This is a genomic window from Escherichia sp. S10b, from assembly GCF_028421345.1.
Taxonomy (GTDB): Bacteria; Pseudomonadota; Gammaproteobacteria; order Enterobacterales; family Enterobacteriaceae; genus ECMA0423.
Window position 1 is genome coordinate 85,908 of sequence record NZ_JAHZSO010000164.1, and the last position, 15,102, is coordinate 101,009.

Below are 15,102 nucleotides of genomic sequence, written 5' to 3' on the forward strand. Positions count from 1 at the left end.
ATGCCATGCGTCTGTGTGACCGAGATATTGAAGCCTGGCTTGATGAAGGCCGTTTGTCGATCAACCCACGTCCGCCAGTGGAGCGTATTAACGGCGCGACGGTGGATGTACGCCTGGGCAATAAATTTCGTACCTTCCGTGGTCACACGGCAGCGTTTATCGATCTGAGCGGTCCCAAAGATGAAGTGAGCGCCGCGCTTGACCGCGTGATGAGCGATGAGATCGTTCTCGACGAGGGCGAGGCGTTCTATCTTCACCCAGGAGAGCTGGCGCTGGCGGTGACGCTGGAGTCGGTGACGCTGCCAGCCGATCTGGTGGGCTGGCTGGACGGGCGTTCCTCTTTGGCGCGTCTGGGGCTTATGGTGCACGTCACCGCGCACCGCATCGATCCGGGCTGGTCTGGCTGCATTGTGCTGGAGTTCTACAACTCCGGTAAGCTGCCGCTGGCGCTGCGTCCGGGCATGTTAATTGGTGCGCTGAGCTTTGAGCCGCTTTCCGGCCCGGCGGCGCGACCTTACAACCGCCGTGAAGATGCGAAATATCGCAACCAGCAGGGCGCGGTAGCCAGCCGAATCGATAAAGACTAATTCAGGCCCATTGAGGATACCATGAGACGATTTCTGACGACGCTGATGATACTCCTGGTCGTGCTGGTGGCCGGGTTATCTGCGTTAGTGTTGCTGGTGAATCCGAATGATTTCCGCGACTATATGGTCAAGCAAGTTGCTGCACGTAGCGGTTATCAATTGCAGCTCGACGGGCCACTGCGTTGGCACGTCTGGCCGCAGCTTAGTATCCTCTCCGGGCGAATGTCTCTCACCGCCCAGGGCGCAAGCCAGCCACTGGTTCGCGCCGACAACATGCGTCTGGACGTGGCGCTTTTACCACTACTGAGTCATCAACTGAGCGTTAAGCAGGTGATGCTAAAAGGGGCAGTGATCCAACTGACGCCGCAGACGGAAGCGGTGCGCAGTGAAGACGCTCCGGTTGCACCGCGCGACAATACCTTGCCGGATCTGTCAGACGATCGCGGATGGTCGTTTGATATATCCAGTCTTAAGGTGGCGGACAGCGTGCTGGTGTTCCAGCATGAAGATGACGAGCAGGTGACAATCCGCAATATCCGCCTGCAAATGGAACAAGATCCCCAACATCGTGGCTCATTTGAGTTCTCCGGGCGGGTTAATCGCGATCAGCGCAATCTCACAATATCCCTTAACGGTACGGTGGATGCTTCTGATTATCCGCATGATTTAACGGCGGCTATTGAACAAATTAACTGGCAGTTGCAGGGTGCCGATTTACCAAAACAAGGTATTCAGGGGCAGGGGAGTTTCCAGGCCCAGTGGCAGGAGTCACATAAACGCCTTTCATTTAACCAAATCAGCTTGACCGCCAATGACAGCACGCTGAGCGGGCAAGCACAGGTCACGCTGACAGAGAAACCTGAATGGCAGCTGAGACTGCAATTCCCGCAACTGAATCTTGACAACCTCATCCCGCTTAATGAAACCGCGAATGGTGAAAACGGTGCCGCGCAGCAGGGGCAGAGCCAATCAACGTTGCCGCGCCCGGTTATTTCTTCGCGTATTGATGAACCGGCCTATCAGGGACTGCAAGGCTTTACGGCTGATATTTTGTTGCAGGCCAGTAACGTGCGCTGGCGCGGAATGAATTTTACAGATGTTGCTACGCAAATGACCAACAAGTCGGGTTTGCTGGAGATTATCCAGTTGCAGGGCAAACTTAACCAGGGTGTTGTGTCGTTACCTGGTACGCTGGATGCCACAGCCTCTCACCCGCGTATAGTTTTCCATCCACGGCTGGAAAATGTCGAGATTGGTTCCATTCTGAATGCCTTTAACTACCCCATTTCGCTGACCGGTAAAATGTCACTGGCGGGGGATTTCTCTGGTGCTGACATAGATGCCGAAGCATTTCGCCGTAACTGGCAAGGGCAGGCGCATGTTGAGATGACCGACACACGTATGGAAGGGATGAACTTCCAGCAGATGATTCAGCAAGCGGTAGAGCGTAATGGCGGTGATGTGAAGGCCGCTGAAAACTTTGATAACGTGACCCGGCTTGATCACTTCTCTACCGATTTGACGCTCGACAATGGTGTTGTGACACTTGATGACATGCAGGGCGAGTCGCCCATGCTGGCGCTTTCCGGGGCTGGTACGTTGAATCTGGCAGATCAAACCTGCGACACCCAGTTTGATATTCGGGTCGTGGGTGGCTGGAACGGGGAAAGTAAACTGATTGATTTCCTGAAAGAAACGCCAGTACCGCTGCGGGTTTATGGCAACTGGCAGCAACTCAATTACAGCCTGCAAGTGGATCAGTTACTGCGCAAACATCTACAGGACGAAGCGAAACGTCGCCTGAATGACTGGGCCGAGCGGAATAAAGATTCCCGCAATGGCAAAGATGTGAAGAAGTTGCTGGAGAAGATGTAGGTTACCAGGTGACCAGTCCTGTAGGCCTGATAAGACGCGTAAAGCGTCGCATCAGGCGTTCGCGGCGGCACCATTATATTCTGAATATGTAAGATCGAAGGCTGTTCCGTTCACTTGATGTTCCTCACTACTATGGAACGCTCAAGCCGGTGAACGTGCCAGGGTGGCTCAATCTCCACCACCCTGGCAACCCGGGCTCCCGGCGGTAAATCGCCGCTGGCGCGGTTCCCTCATCTTATTCCTTTCGGCTATCGGGTAAAATGACCGATACCATCACACCTCGTACTCCATCTCGCCATCCTTACGCAGCGGTATAATCTGCACCTTCTGCACGCGATGGCTTTCTACCTGCAACGTTTTAAGCAAATAATCCCCCACCTGAACTTCTTCGCCAGGTTTTGGAATACGCTGCAAATACTCCATCAACAGCCCGGCAATGGTGTGATATTCACGTTTTTCATCCAGCGGCAGCGGCACATATTGCACCAGATCTTCCAGCGGCATATGACCATTCGCCGTCCAGGAACCGTCCGCATTCTTCTGAATATCATGGCGGGCGTCGATCTCTTCCACTTCGTTCGGTAAGTTACCGGCAATGGTTTCAGTGACGTCACTTAATGTCACAATCCCTTCCACCGAGCCAAACTCATCCACCACAAAAGCAAAGTGCGTGCGGGCATTACGGAACTGCTCCAGGGCAGGTAACAACGGCAAGGTTTCCGGGAACACCAGCGGCTGGCGAATCAACACCCGCAGGTTGAGCGGTTCGCCGCGCAGAGACTGTTGTAGCAGGTCGATAACGTGAACAACACCGAGCAAATCTTCTGCGTCATCACCGTCGGTAACCACCAGCCGCGTATGCTGATTTCGCTCCAGCAACTGGCGGATTTCTTCTTCCGGCGCGTTGAGATCGATATGCTCAATATCGTGGCGCGACGTCATAATGCTGCTGACGGTACGCTGGTTAAGATTAAGTACCCGCTCAATCATCCGCCGTTCCTGCGGATTAAAGATCTGCTGGTTTCCATGATCCACCAGCATGGACGCGGTTTCGGCGTCCAGTTCCGCATCTTCTTTTTGCCCGCTAAGCAGGCGCATTACCGCTTCGGTAGTCCGCTGGCGTAGCGTCTGATTAGCGGAAAGAAAACGTCGCCGGTTAAAGATAGCCAACTGATTGAGTGCCTCGATCATCACCGAGAAACCAATGGCAGCGTACAGGTAGCCTTTCGGAATGACGAAGCCGAAACCTTCTGCCACCAGGCTAAAGCCAATCATCAACAGGAAGCTTAAGCAGAGAATAACGATGGTCGGGTGGCTATTAACGAACTGGGTTAACGGCTTGCTGGCCATCAACATCAGGCTGATAGCGATAACCACGGCGGCCATCATGACCAGTAAATGGTCGACCATCCCGACGGCGGTAATCACCGAGTCGAGTGAGAAGATGGCGTCCAGTACCACAATTTGTGTCACCACCCCCCAGAACTTCGCACCTTTGCGTTGTGTGGGATTATTGCTGTCTTTCCCTTCCAGCCGTTCGTTCAGCTCCATCGTGGCTTTGAACAACAGGAAGAAACCACCAAACAGCATGATTAAGTCGCGGGCGCTAAAGGTAAACGAGCGGAAGCTGAACAGCGGTTGCGTCAGGGTGACCAGCCAGGAGATTGACGCCAGCAGTAACAGGCGCATTAACATCGCCAGCAGCAGCCCGGTAACCCGTGCGCGGTCGCGCTGCTTCGGCGGTAGTTTTTCGGCGAGGATGGCAATAAAGACCAGGTTATCAATGCCGAGGACCAGTTCGATCACAATCAGCGTGATTAACCCGGCCCAGATAGACGGATCGGCAATCCATTCCATAGTAAGTACAAAACCTATTCGTTGTATGACAAATGTCACAATTCGATCATGGATAAATCGGGGCAAAAATGCAATGTTGCAGCACTATTTATCTCATATTATTTGAGGGTAATAACATCACATTATCCCTGAATTAAAAGTGGTAATAATAAAACATTATTTAAGAAATATCGCATGTGGAGACGCAATATTAAATATTGTCAACCTAAAGAAACTCCTAAAAACCATATTGAATGACACTTAATATAATTCTTAAAAATAACCAATTGCCGAATTGTTACCTTGCCTGCTATTCCGTTAGCTGTAACACTTCCTCCTGCATTATTGGAGAGCCAATATTCAATTACCATAATGTCACCTTATATTCGGAAGTTAATTTCCGCAATAACCCTTTCTCATCAACGATTGTATGCAGAGAGGGTTTGAAAAATTAAGCTAAATCAGTGTATTGGTAGCTAAAAAGCCAGGGGCGGTAGCGTGTCTGGATGCCTGAAAGACCAGTCTGAATTATTCTGTCAATAGCCTGCGGATGAAATCAATTTTTTTAGGACTGATGCCAGTTAAATTTTTATTCAATTAACTGCAAGGTAAATGTGCATGGCGACATTGCTATTAATAGTGCACAGGATAATTACTCTGCCAAAGTGATAAATAAACAATGATGAAATCCAAAATGAAATTGATGCCATTATTGGTGTCAGTAACCTTGATAAGCGGTTGCACAGTACTTCCGGGCAGCAATATGTCGACGATGGGCAAAGACGTCATCAAACAGCAGGACGCTGATTTCGATCTCGACAAAATGGTGAATGTTTATCCGCTGACCCCGCGCCTGATTGACCAATTACGCCCACGCCCGAATGTAGCGCGCCCCAATATGACGCTGGAAAGTGAGATCGCGAATTACCAGTATCGCGTCGGGCCGGGGGACGTTCTTAATGTCACCGTCTGGGATCACCCGGAACTCACCACGCCAGCCGGTCAGTACCGCAGCTCCAGCGACACCGGCAACTGGGTACAGCCTGACGGCACTATGTTTTACCCGTATATCGGCAAGGTTCACGTAGTCGGGAAAACGCTCGCTGAAATCCGCAGTGATATTACCGGGCGCTTAGCGACGTACATCGCTGACCCGCAGGTGGACGTTAATATCGCCGCCTTCCGCTCACAAAAGGCCTATATCTCAGGTCAGGTGAATAAATCCGGTCAACAGGCGATCACCAACGTACCACTGACCATTCTCGACGCCATCAACGCCGCAGGTGGCCTGACCGACACCGCTGACTGGCGCAACGTGGTGCTAACACACAATGGTCGTGAAGAACGCATTTCTTTGCAGGCGCTGATGCAAAACGGCGACCTCAATCAGAACCGACTGCTTTATCCCGGCGATATTCTCTACGTGCCGCGTAATGATGATCTGAAAGTATTTGTGATGGGTGAAGTGAAGAAACAGAGCACCCTGAAAATGGACTTTAGCGGCATGACCCTGACTGAAGCCCTGGGCAATGCCGAAGGCATCGACATGACCACCTCCAACGCCAGCGGCATCTTTGTCATTCGTCCGTTGAAAGGCGAGGGCGGGCGTAACGGCAAGATTGCCAATATCTACCAGCTGGATATGTCCGATGCGACGTCGCTGGTGATGGCGACAGAATTCCGCCTGCAACCTTATGACGTGGTGTATGTCACCACCGCCCCGGTTTCCCGCTGGAACCGTCTGATCAATCAGTTGCTGCCAACTATTAGCGGTGTCCGTTACATGACGGATACAGCCAGCGACATTCATAACTGGTAATCGTCATGTTTAACAACATCTTAGTTGTCTGTGTCGGCAATATTTGCCGTTCCCCGACGGCGGAACGCTTACTGCAACGTTATCACCCGGAGCTGAAAGTGGAGTCCGCTGGACTCGGCGCGCTGGTCGGTAAGGGCGCTGATCCTACCGCTATCAGCGTCGCCGCAGAACATCAACTGTCTCTGGAAGGTCACTGTGCACGGCAAATCAGCCGCCGTCTGTGTCGCAACTATGACCTGATTTTGACCATGGAAAAGCGCCATATCGAACGCTTATGCGAGATGGCACCTGAGATGCGCGGCAAAGTGATGCTGTTTGGTCACTGGGATAACGAATGTGAAATCCCCGATCCGTATCGCAAAAGCCGGGAAACGTTTGCAGCGGTGTACACATTACTTGAACGGTCTGCCCGCCAGTGGGCGCAGGCATTGAACGCAGAGCAGGTATAAGAATGACAGAAAAAGTAAAACAACATGCCGCTCCGGTAACGGGCAGTGATGAAATCGATATTGGTCGCCTGGTCGGCACCGTCATTGAAGCGCGCTGGTGGGTGATTGGCATCACCGCCGTATTTGCCGTCTGTGCCGTGGTTTACACCTTCTTCGCCACGCCGATTTATAGTGCCGACGCACTGGTACAAATCGAGCAAAACAGCGGCAATTCGTTAGTGCAGGATATCGGATCGGCGTTAGCCAACAAACCGCCTGCATCGGACGCCGAGATCCAGTTGATTCGTTCGCGCCTGGTGCTTGGTAAAACGGTGGACGATCTCGACCTCGATATTGCGGTGAGCAAAAACACGTTCCCGATTTTCGGTGCGGGCTGGGATCGCCTGATGGGACGTCAGAACGAAACGGTGAAAGTGACCACCTTTAACCGCCCGAAAGAGATGGCGGATCAGGTGTTTACGCTTAATGTGCTGGACGATAAAAACTACACCCTGAGCAGCGATGGCGGCTTTAGCGCCCGTGGGCAAGCGGGCCAGATACTGAAAAAAGAAGGCGTCACGCTGATGGTTGAAGCCATTCACGCCAGCCCGGGCAGTGAGTTTACCGTCACCAAATACTCCACGCTGGGGATGATCAACCAACTGCAAAACAGCCTGACGGTAACGGAGAACGGCAAAGACGCAGGCGTACTGAGCCTGACTTATACCGGTGAAGATCGCGAACAGATCCGCGACATTCTTAACAGCATCGCCCGTAACTATCAGGAACAAAATATTGAGCGCAAATCGGCGGAAGCGTCGAAAAGCCTCGCTTTCCTCGCGCAACAGTTACCGGAAGTACGTAGCCGCCTCGATGTTGCCGAAAACAAACTGAATGCCTTCCGTCAGGATAAAGATTCTGTTGATCTGCCGCTGGAAGCGAAAGCGGTGCTCGATTCGATGGTGAACATCGACGCGCAGTTGAACGAACTGACCTTTAAAGAGGCGGAAATCTCCAAGCTGTACACCAAAGTTCACCCCGCGTACCGCACGCTGCTGGAGAAACGTCAGGCGCTGGAAGACGAAAAAGCCAAACTTAATGGTCGCGTAACGGCGATGCCGAAAACCCAGCAGGAAATTGTCCGTCTGACCCGCGATGTCGAGTCTGGTCAGCAGGTCTATATGCAACTGCTGAATAAAGAGCAGGAGCTGAAAATCACCGAAGCCAGCACCGTCGGCGATGTGCGCATTGTTGACCCGGCAATCACCCAGCCAGGTGTACTGAAACCGAAGAAAGGGCTGATTATCCTTGGGGCGATTATTCTTGGCCTGATGCTCTCTATCGTGGGTGTGCTGCTGCGCTCGTTGTTTAATCGCGGCATCGAAAGCCCGCAGGTGCTGGAAGAACACGGTATCAGCGTCTATGCCAGCATCCCGTTGTCGGAATGGCAGAAAGCGCGCGATAGCGTCAAAACCATCAAAGGGATTAAACGCTATAAACAGAGCCAGCTACTGGCGGTGGGGAATCCAACCGATCTGGCGATTGAAGCCATCCGCAGTCTGCGTACCAGTTTGCACTTCGCGATGATGCAGGCACAGAACAATGTGTTGATGATGACCGGGGTTAGCCCGTCAATCGGTAAAACCTTTGTCTGCGCCAACCTGGCGGCGGTGATCAGCCAGACCAATAAACGGGTGTTGTTGATCGACTGCGATATGCGCAAAGGCTACACCCACGAGCTGCTGGGCACTAATAACGTTAATGGCCTGTCGGAAATTCTGATTGGTCAGGGCGATATTACTACCGCTGCTAAACCGACCTCTATTGCCAAATTTGACCTGATCCCGCGCGGTCAGGTGCCGCCAAATCCTTCTGAACTGTTGATGAGCGAACGCTTTGCCGAACTGGTGAACTGGGCGAGTAAAAACTACGACCTGGTGTTGATTGATACGCCGCCGATTCTGGCAGTGACCGATGCGGCAATTGTTGGTCGTCATGTCGGAACCACGTTAATGGTGGCGCGTTATGCGGTCAACACATTGAAAGAAGTGGAAACCAGTCTGAGCCGCTTTGAGCAAAATGGTATTCCGGTGAAAGGGGTGATTCTGAACTCCATCTTCCGCCGCGCCAGCGCGTATCAGGATTATGGCTATTACGAATACGAATATAAGTCGGATGCGAAATAACGACGCCTGCATTCGCACCGCCCCGTAGGCCGGATAAGGCGCTCACGCCGCATCCGGCAAGCAAACCAGCTCATAAGCCGGGAGAACAACCTATGAAAGACAATCCGCTGATCTCAATCTATATGCCAACCTGGAACCGCCAACAACTGGCGATTCGGGCGATAAAATCGGTTCTGCGCCAGGACTACAGCAACTGGGAGATGATCATCGTGGATGATTGTTCCACCTCCTGGGAACAACTGCAACAGTACGTCACTGCCCTCAACGATCCGCGTATCACTTACATCCACAACGACATTAACAGCGGGGCGTGCGCGGTGCGTAACCAGGCGATTATGCTGGCGCAAGGGGAATACATCACCGGGATCGATGATGATGATGAATGGACGCCCAACCGCCTGAGCGTCTTCCTCGCCCATAAACAGCAACTGGTCACTCACGCCTTTTTGTACGCTAACGACTACGTTTGCCAGGGCGAAGTCTATTCCCAACCAGCAAGTTTGCCGCTGTATCCCAAATCGCCGTATTCACGCCGCCTGTTCTATAAACGCAATATCATTGGCAATCAGGTCTTTACCTGGGCGTGGCGTTTCAAAGAATGTTTGTTCGATACCGAACTGAAAGCGGCACAGGATTACGACATCTTCCTGCGGATGGTGGTGGAGTATGGCGAACCGTGGAAAGTGGAAGAAGCGACGCAGATCCTGCATATCAATCACGGTGAAATGCAGATCACCTCGTCACCGAAAAAATTCTCCGGATACTTCCACTTTTACCGCAAGCACAAAGACAAATTCGACCGTGCCAGTAAAAAATATCAGCTGTTTACCCTCTACCAGATCCGCAATAAACGTATGACCTGGCGCACTTTGCTGACGCTGCTGTCGGTGCGTAACGGCAAACGTCTGGCTGATGGTATTCGGGGGCGCTAAAGATGCTGGAAGATCTACGCGCCAACAGCTGGAGTTTACGCCCGTGCTGCATGGTTCTTGCCTATCGCGTCGCTCATTTTTGTTCGGTGTGGCGCAAAAAGAACGTTCTCAACAATCTGTGGGCGGCCCCGCTGCTGGTGCTGTATCGCATTATCACCGAATGCTTTTTCGGTTATGAAATCCAGGCTGCCGCGACCATTGGCCGCCGCTTTACTATCCATCACGGTTACGCCGTAGTGATCAATAAAAACGTGGTAGCGGGGGATGATTTCACCATTCGCCACGGCGTCACTATCGGCAATCGGGGGGCCGATAACATGGCATGTCCGCACATTGGCAACGGCGTCGAACTCGGTGCCAACGTCATTATTCTTGGTGATATCACGCTTGGTAACAACGTCACCGTGGGCGCGGGCAGCGTGGTGCTCGACTCTGTCCCGGACAACGCGCTGGTGGTGGGAGAAAAAGCGCGAGTGAAGGTAATTAAATGAATATTCTGCAATTTAATGTGCGACTGGCGGAAGGTGGGGCGGCAGGTGTGGCGTTAGATCTCCACCAGCGTGCGCTGCAACAGGGGCTGGCGTCACATTTTGTCTACGGCTACGGCAAAGGCGGCAAAGAGAGCGTCAGCCATCAGAACTATCCGCAGGTAATCAAACATACGCCGCGGATGACCGCAATGGCGAATATTGCCCTGTTTCGTCTGTTTAATCGCGATCTGTTCGGCAATTTCAATGAGTTATATCGCACCATTACCCGCACCCCGGGGCCGGTGGTCCTGCATTTCCATGTGCTGCATAGCTACTGGCTAAATCTTAAGAGCGTGGTGCGCTTTTGCGAAAAAGTGAAAAACCATAAACCGGACGTCACTCTGGTCTGGACGCTGCACGACCACTGGAGTGTAACCGGGCGCTGCGCCTTTACTGACGGTTGTGAAGGCTGGAAAACGGGCTGCGAGAAATGCCCGACCTTAAATAACTATCCGCCGGTGAAGATTGATCGCGCACACCAGCTGGTGGCGGGCAAACGCCAGTTATTCCGTGAGATGCTGGCGCTGGGTTGTCAGTTTATTTCCCCCAGCCAGCATGTGGCTGATGCTTTCAATAGTCTGTACGGTCCAGGGCGTTGCCGGATCATCAATAATGGTATTGATATGGCAACCGAAGCGATTCTGGCGGACTTGCCTCCGGTGCGCGAAACCCAGGGCAAGCCGAAAATCGCGGTGGTGGCGCATGACCTGCGTTACGACGGCAAGACTAACCAGCAACTGGTGCGTGAGATGATGGCGCTGGGCGACAAAATCGAACTGCATACCTTTGGTAAGTTCTCGCCGTTCACCGCTGGCAACGTGGTTAATCACGGCTTTGAAACTGACAAGCGCAAGTTGATGAGCGCGCTCAATCAGATGGATGCGCTGGTATTCAGTTCTCGCGTCGATAACTACCCACTGATTTTGTGTGAGGCGTTATCAATTGGCGTGCCGGTGATTGCCACCCATAGCGACGCGGCACGTGAAGTGTTGCAAAAATCCGGCGGTAAAACCGTCAGCGAAGAAGACGTGCTGCAACTGGTGCAGTTAAGCAAACCGGAAATCGCGCAGGCGATATTTGGTACCACGCTGGCTGAGTTCAGCCAACGCAGCCGCGCGGCCTACAGTGGACAACAGATGCTGGAGGAGTATGTCAACTTCTATCAGAATCTGTAGCTACCTGCTGCTGCCGCTGATTTACCTGCTGGTTAACGTCAAAATCGCCCAGCTTGGCGAAAGTTTCCCCATCACCATCGTCACTTTTTTACCTGTTTTGTTACTGCTGTTTTTAGAACGCATCAGCGTTAAAAAATTGATGATTGCCTTAGGGATTGGCGCGGGACTCACGGCGTTTAACTACCTGTTTGGTCAGTCGTTGGATGCCAGTAAATACGTCACTTCAACCATGCTGTTTGTCTATATTGTGATCATTATTGGCATGGTGTGGAGTATTCGCTTTAAAACGATTTCGCCACACAACCATCGCAAGATTTTACGTTTCTTTTATCTGGTGGTCGGGCTGGTGGTGGCGCTGGCGGCGATGGAGATGGCGCAAATTATCCTCACCGGTGGCAGCAGTATTATGGAGTCGATTTCGAAATATCTGATTTACAGCAACAGCTATGTGCTGAATTTCATCAAATTCGGCGGCAAGCGCACGACAGCACTTTATTTCGAACCGGCATTTTTCGCTCTGGCGTTAATCTCAATTTGGCTCAGCATCAAACAGTTTGGTATCAAAACGCCTAAAACCGATGCTATGATTCTCGCAGGGATAATATTATCCGGATCGTTTTCAGGGGTTATGACCTTTATCCTGTTTTATTTGCTGGAGTGGGCATTTCAATATCTGAATAAAGAGGCGATTAAGAAAAAGTTACCGTTAGCATTGATTTCTCTGGCTGTATTCCTGGTTGGTGTGGTAATCGCGTTTCCTTATATTTCCACCCGTCTGGGCGATTTAGGTACAGAAGGATCGTCATCATATTATCGTATTGTCGGTCCGCTGGTGATGGTCGGTTATTCTTTGACCCATATTGACGGTGTAGTCAGATTTGGCTCACTTTATGAATATGTCGCATCATTCGGAATATTTAACGGTGCGGATGTCGGAAAAACCATAGACAATGGTTTGTATCTGCTGATTATTTATTTTTCCTGGTTCGCGGTGTTTTTATCACTGTGGTACATGGGGAAAGTGATAAAAATGATGATCAACGCTTTTGGTGATAACCGCAATTTTCGCGTGCAATTATATCTTTTTACTCCGGTATCGCTGTTTTTTACCGGTTCGATATTTAGCCCGGAATATGCATTTTTAATCGTCTGTCCGTTTATTTTGCGAAAAGCGTTAAATATACACCCTAAATAATTCGAGTTGCAGGAAGTTGGTGAGCGAGGAAAACCAACGCACATGCCGCTTGAAGTATGACGGGTATTACGAGGTAAAACATGTTGCTTAGCATAATCACTGTCGCGTTTCGTAACCTCGAAGGGATAGTCAAAACACACGCCTCGCTGGCGCATCTGGCGCAGGCGGACGATATCAGCTTCGAATGGATTGTTGTCGATGGCGGTTCCAATGACGGCACCCGTGAGTACCTGGAAAATCTCAATGGTATCTATAACCTACGCTTTGTCAGCGAGCCAGATAACGGTATCTACGACGCCATGAACAAGGGCATTGCGATGGCACAAGGCAAGTTCGCGTTGTTTCTCAACTCGGGCGATATTTTTCATCAGGATGCCGCATATTTTGTCCGTAAGTTAAAAGTGCAAAAAGATAACGTGATGATCACCGGCGATGCGCTGCTGGATTTTGGCGACGGGCATAAAATTAAACGTAGCGCCAAACCGGGCTGGTATATTTACCACAGCCTGCCCGCCAGTCATCAGGCGATATTTTTCCCGGTGTCCGGCTTGAAGAAATGGCGTTATGACCTGGAATATAAAGTTTCGTCCGACTACGCGCTGGCGGCCAAAATGTATAAAGCTGGTTATGCATTTAAAAAACTCAATGGCCTGGTGTCTGAATTTTCTATGGGTGGGGTATCAACCACCAATAATATGGAATTGTGTGCTGACGCCAAAAAAGTCCAACGGCAGATATTGCACGTGCCTGGCTTTTGGGCTGAATTATCCTGGCATTTACGCCAACGTACGACCTCAAAGACGAAAGCCTTATATAACAAAAGCTGAATATAAGGGAAAACGATGCAGGATTTAAGTGGATTCTCGGTGCCGAAAGGGTTCCGGGGTGGCAACGCTATTAAAGTGCAATTGTGGTGGGCAGTACAGGCAACAATATTTGCCTGGTCGCCACAAGTATTGTATCGCTGGCGGGCATTTTTATTACGTTTATTCGGCGCAAAAATAGGAAAAAACGTAGTGATTCGTCCGTCAGTAAAAATTACCTATCCGTGGAAATTAACCTTAGGTGATTACGCGTGGGTCGGCGATGAGGTCAATTTATATACCCTCGGTGAAATAACCATTGGCGCACATTCGGTGATATCGCAAAAAAGTTATTTATGCACCGGTAGCCACGACCATGCAAGTCAACATTTCACCATTAACGCCACGCCTATTGTGATTGGCGAGAAATGCTGGCTGGCAACCGATGTCTTTGTTGCCCCTGGCGTCACGATCGGCAACGGCACCGTCGTGGGTGCGCGAAGCAGTGTTTTTAAATCGCTTCCGGCAAATGTGGTTTGCCGGGGGAATCCCGCAGTGGTGATACGCGAACGCGTTGAAACTGAATAAATTCAAAAAATACAGAGGAATAAGACATGTCAAAAGTCGCTCTCATCACCGGTGTAACCGGACAAGACGGTTCTTACCTGGCAGAGTTTCTGCTGGAAAAAGGTTACGAGGTGCATGGTATTAAGCGTCGTGCATCGTCATTCAACACCGAGCGCGTGGATCACATTTATCAGGATCCGCACACCTGCAACCCGAAATTCCATCTGCATTATGGCGATCTGAGTGATACCTCCAACCTGACGCGCATTTTGCGTGAAGTACAGCCGGATGAAGTGTACAACCTGGGGGCAATGAGCCACGTTGCGGTTTCTTTTGAGTCACCGGAATATACCGCTGACGTTGATGCGATGGGTACGCTGCGCCTGCTCGAGGCGATCCGCTTCCTCGGTCTGGAAAAGAAAACCCGTTTCTATCAGGCTTCCACCTCTGAACTGTACGGTCTGGTGCAGGAAATTCCGCAGAAAGAAACCACGCCGTTCTACCCGCGATCTCCGTATGCGGTCGCCAAACTGTACGCCTACTGGATCACCGTTAACTACCGCGAATCCTACGGCATGTACGCCTGCAACGGTATTCTCTTCAACCATGAATCCCCGCGCCGTGGCGAAACCTTCGTTACCCGCAAAATCACCCGCGCAATCGCCAATATCGCCCAGGGGCTGGAGTCGTGCCTGTATCTCGGCAATATGGATTCCCTGCGTGACTGGGGCCACGCCAAAGACTACGTAAAAATGCAGTGGATGATGCTGCAACAGGAACAACCGGAAGATTTCGTTATTGCCACCGGCGTTCAGTACTCCGTGCGTCAGTTCGTGGAAATGGCGGCGGCACAGCTGGGCATCAAACTGCGCTTTGAAGGCACGGGCGTTGAAGAGAAGGGCATTGTGGTTTCCGTCACCGGGCATGATGCACCAGGCGTTAAACCGGGTGATGTGATTATCGCCGTTGACCCGCGCTACTTCCGTCCTGCTGAAGTAGAAACACTGCTCGGCGACCCGACCAAAGCGCACGAAAAACTGGGCTGGAAACCGGAAATCACCCTCAGAGAGATGGTGTCTGAAATGGTGGCTAATGACCTCGAAGCGGCGAAAAAACACTCTCTGCTGAAATCTCACGGCTACGACGTGGCGATCGCGCTGGAGTCATAA

The 15,102-nt window shown here is 51.4% G+C and carries 14 protein-coding genes; 12 read left to right on the top strand and 2 right to left on the bottom strand.

The window, feature by feature from the left end:
• The first annotated feature begins 5 nt into the window (after positions 1 to 5).
• Positions 6 to 587, top strand: a complete 582-nt coding sequence (gene dcd / locus FTE26_RS13790) for a dCTP deaminase (RefSeq protein WP_001234767.1) — start codon at positions 6 to 8, stop codon at positions 585 to 587.
• 21 nt (positions 588 to 608) lie between these two features.
• Positions 609 to 2,462 (top strand): outer membrane assembly protein AsmA, encoded by a 1,854-nt coding sequence (gene asmA / locus FTE26_RS13795; RefSeq protein ID WP_001400589.1) that lies wholly within the window; start codon positions 609 to 611, stop codon positions 2,460 to 2,462.
• Between the two features lie 273 nt (positions 2,463 to 2,735).
• On the opposite strand, the gene FTE26_RS13800 is transcribed toward asmA, so the two are convergent.
• Positions 2,736 to 4,319 (bottom strand): TerC family protein, encoded by a 1,584-nt coding sequence (locus FTE26_RS13800; RefSeq protein ID WP_000454701.1) that lies wholly within the window; start codon positions 4,317 to 4,319, stop codon positions 2,736 to 2,738.
• A gap of 200 nt (positions 4,320 to 4,519) precedes the next feature.
• Positions 4,520 to 4,669, bottom strand: coding sequence for a hypothetical protein (locus FTE26_RS13805; RefSeq protein ID WP_162829787.1), 150 nt, complete (start codon positions 4,667 to 4,669; stop codon positions 4,520 to 4,522).
• 308 nt (positions 4,670 to 4,977) lie between these two features.
• Between FTE26_RS13805 and wza the strand changes: the two genes are divergently transcribed.
• The 10 genes from wza (at position 4,978) to gmd (ending at position 15,102) form a co-directional block, all read left to right on the top strand.
• Complete coding sequence (gene wza, locus FTE26_RS13810) at positions 4,978 to 6,117, top strand: polysaccharide export protein Wza (RefSeq protein WP_000978094.1); 1,140 nt, start codon at positions 4,978 to 4,980, stop codon at positions 6,115 to 6,117.
• Positions 6,118 to 6,122: 5 nt separating this feature from the next.
• On the top strand, positions 6,123 to 6,566 hold the full coding sequence (wzb, locus tag FTE26_RS13815) for a low molecular weight protein-tyrosine-phosphatase Wzb (RefSeq protein ID WP_000482901.1): 444 nt from the start codon (positions 6,123 to 6,125) through the stop codon (positions 6,564 to 6,566).
• A 2-nt stretch (positions 6,567 to 6,568) separates the two neighbouring features.
• Positions 6,569 to 8,731 carry a tyrosine-protein kinase Wzc gene (gene wzc, locus FTE26_RS13820; RefSeq protein WP_000137188.1) on the top strand — a complete coding sequence of 721 codons (2,163 nt, stop codon included), beginning with the start codon at positions 6,569 to 6,571 and terminating at the stop codon, positions 8,729 to 8,731.
• A 92-nt stretch (positions 8,732 to 8,823) separates the two neighbouring features.
• Positions 8,824 to 9,663: a colanic acid biosynthesis glycosyltransferase WcaA gene (wcaA, locus tag FTE26_RS13825; protein ID WP_000654503.1), complete on the top strand. Its 840-nt coding sequence runs from the start codon at positions 8,824 to 8,826 to the stop codon at positions 9,661 to 9,663.
• A gap of 2 nt (positions 9,664 to 9,665) precedes the next feature.
• Positions 9,666 to 10,154 (top strand): colanic acid biosynthesis acetyltransferase WcaB, encoded by a 489-nt coding sequence (wcaB, locus tag FTE26_RS13830; RefSeq protein WP_000888740.1) that lies wholly within the window; start codon positions 9,666 to 9,668, stop codon positions 10,152 to 10,154.
• Entirely contained in the window at positions 10,151 to 11,368 is a 1,218-nt protein-coding gene (gene wcaC / locus FTE26_RS13835) for a colanic acid biosynthesis glycosyltransferase WcaC (RefSeq protein WP_001023894.1), read from the top strand. Before wcaB ends, wcaC begins: the two co-directional genes overlap by 4 nt.
• On the top strand, positions 11,343 to 12,563 hold the full coding sequence (wcaD, locus tag FTE26_RS13840; RefSeq protein WP_000107799.1) for a colanic acid polymerase WcaD: 1,221 nt from the start codon (positions 11,343 to 11,345) through the stop codon (positions 12,561 to 12,563). The genes wcaC and wcaD overlap by 26 nt, the downstream gene beginning before the upstream one ends.
• 80 nt (positions 12,564 to 12,643) lie before the next feature.
• The gene (wcaE, locus tag FTE26_RS13845) at positions 12,644 to 13,390 is read left to right on the top strand and encodes a colanic acid biosynthesis glycosyltransferase WcaE (protein ID WP_077717714.1); all 747 of its coding nucleotides are present in this window, start codon (positions 12,644 to 12,646) and stop codon (positions 13,388 to 13,390) included.
• Positions 13,391 to 13,405: 15 nt separating this feature from the next.
• On the top strand, positions 13,406 to 13,954 hold the full coding sequence (gene wcaF / locus FTE26_RS13850) for a colanic acid biosynthesis acetyltransferase WcaF (protein ID WP_001153563.1): 549 nt from the start codon (positions 13,406 to 13,408) through the stop codon (positions 13,952 to 13,954).
• 26 nt (positions 13,955 to 13,980) lie between these two features.
• Complete coding sequence (gmd, locus tag FTE26_RS13855; protein WP_000048190.1) at positions 13,981 to 15,102, top strand: GDP-mannose 4,6-dehydratase; 1,122 nt, start codon at positions 13,981 to 13,983, stop codon at positions 15,100 to 15,102.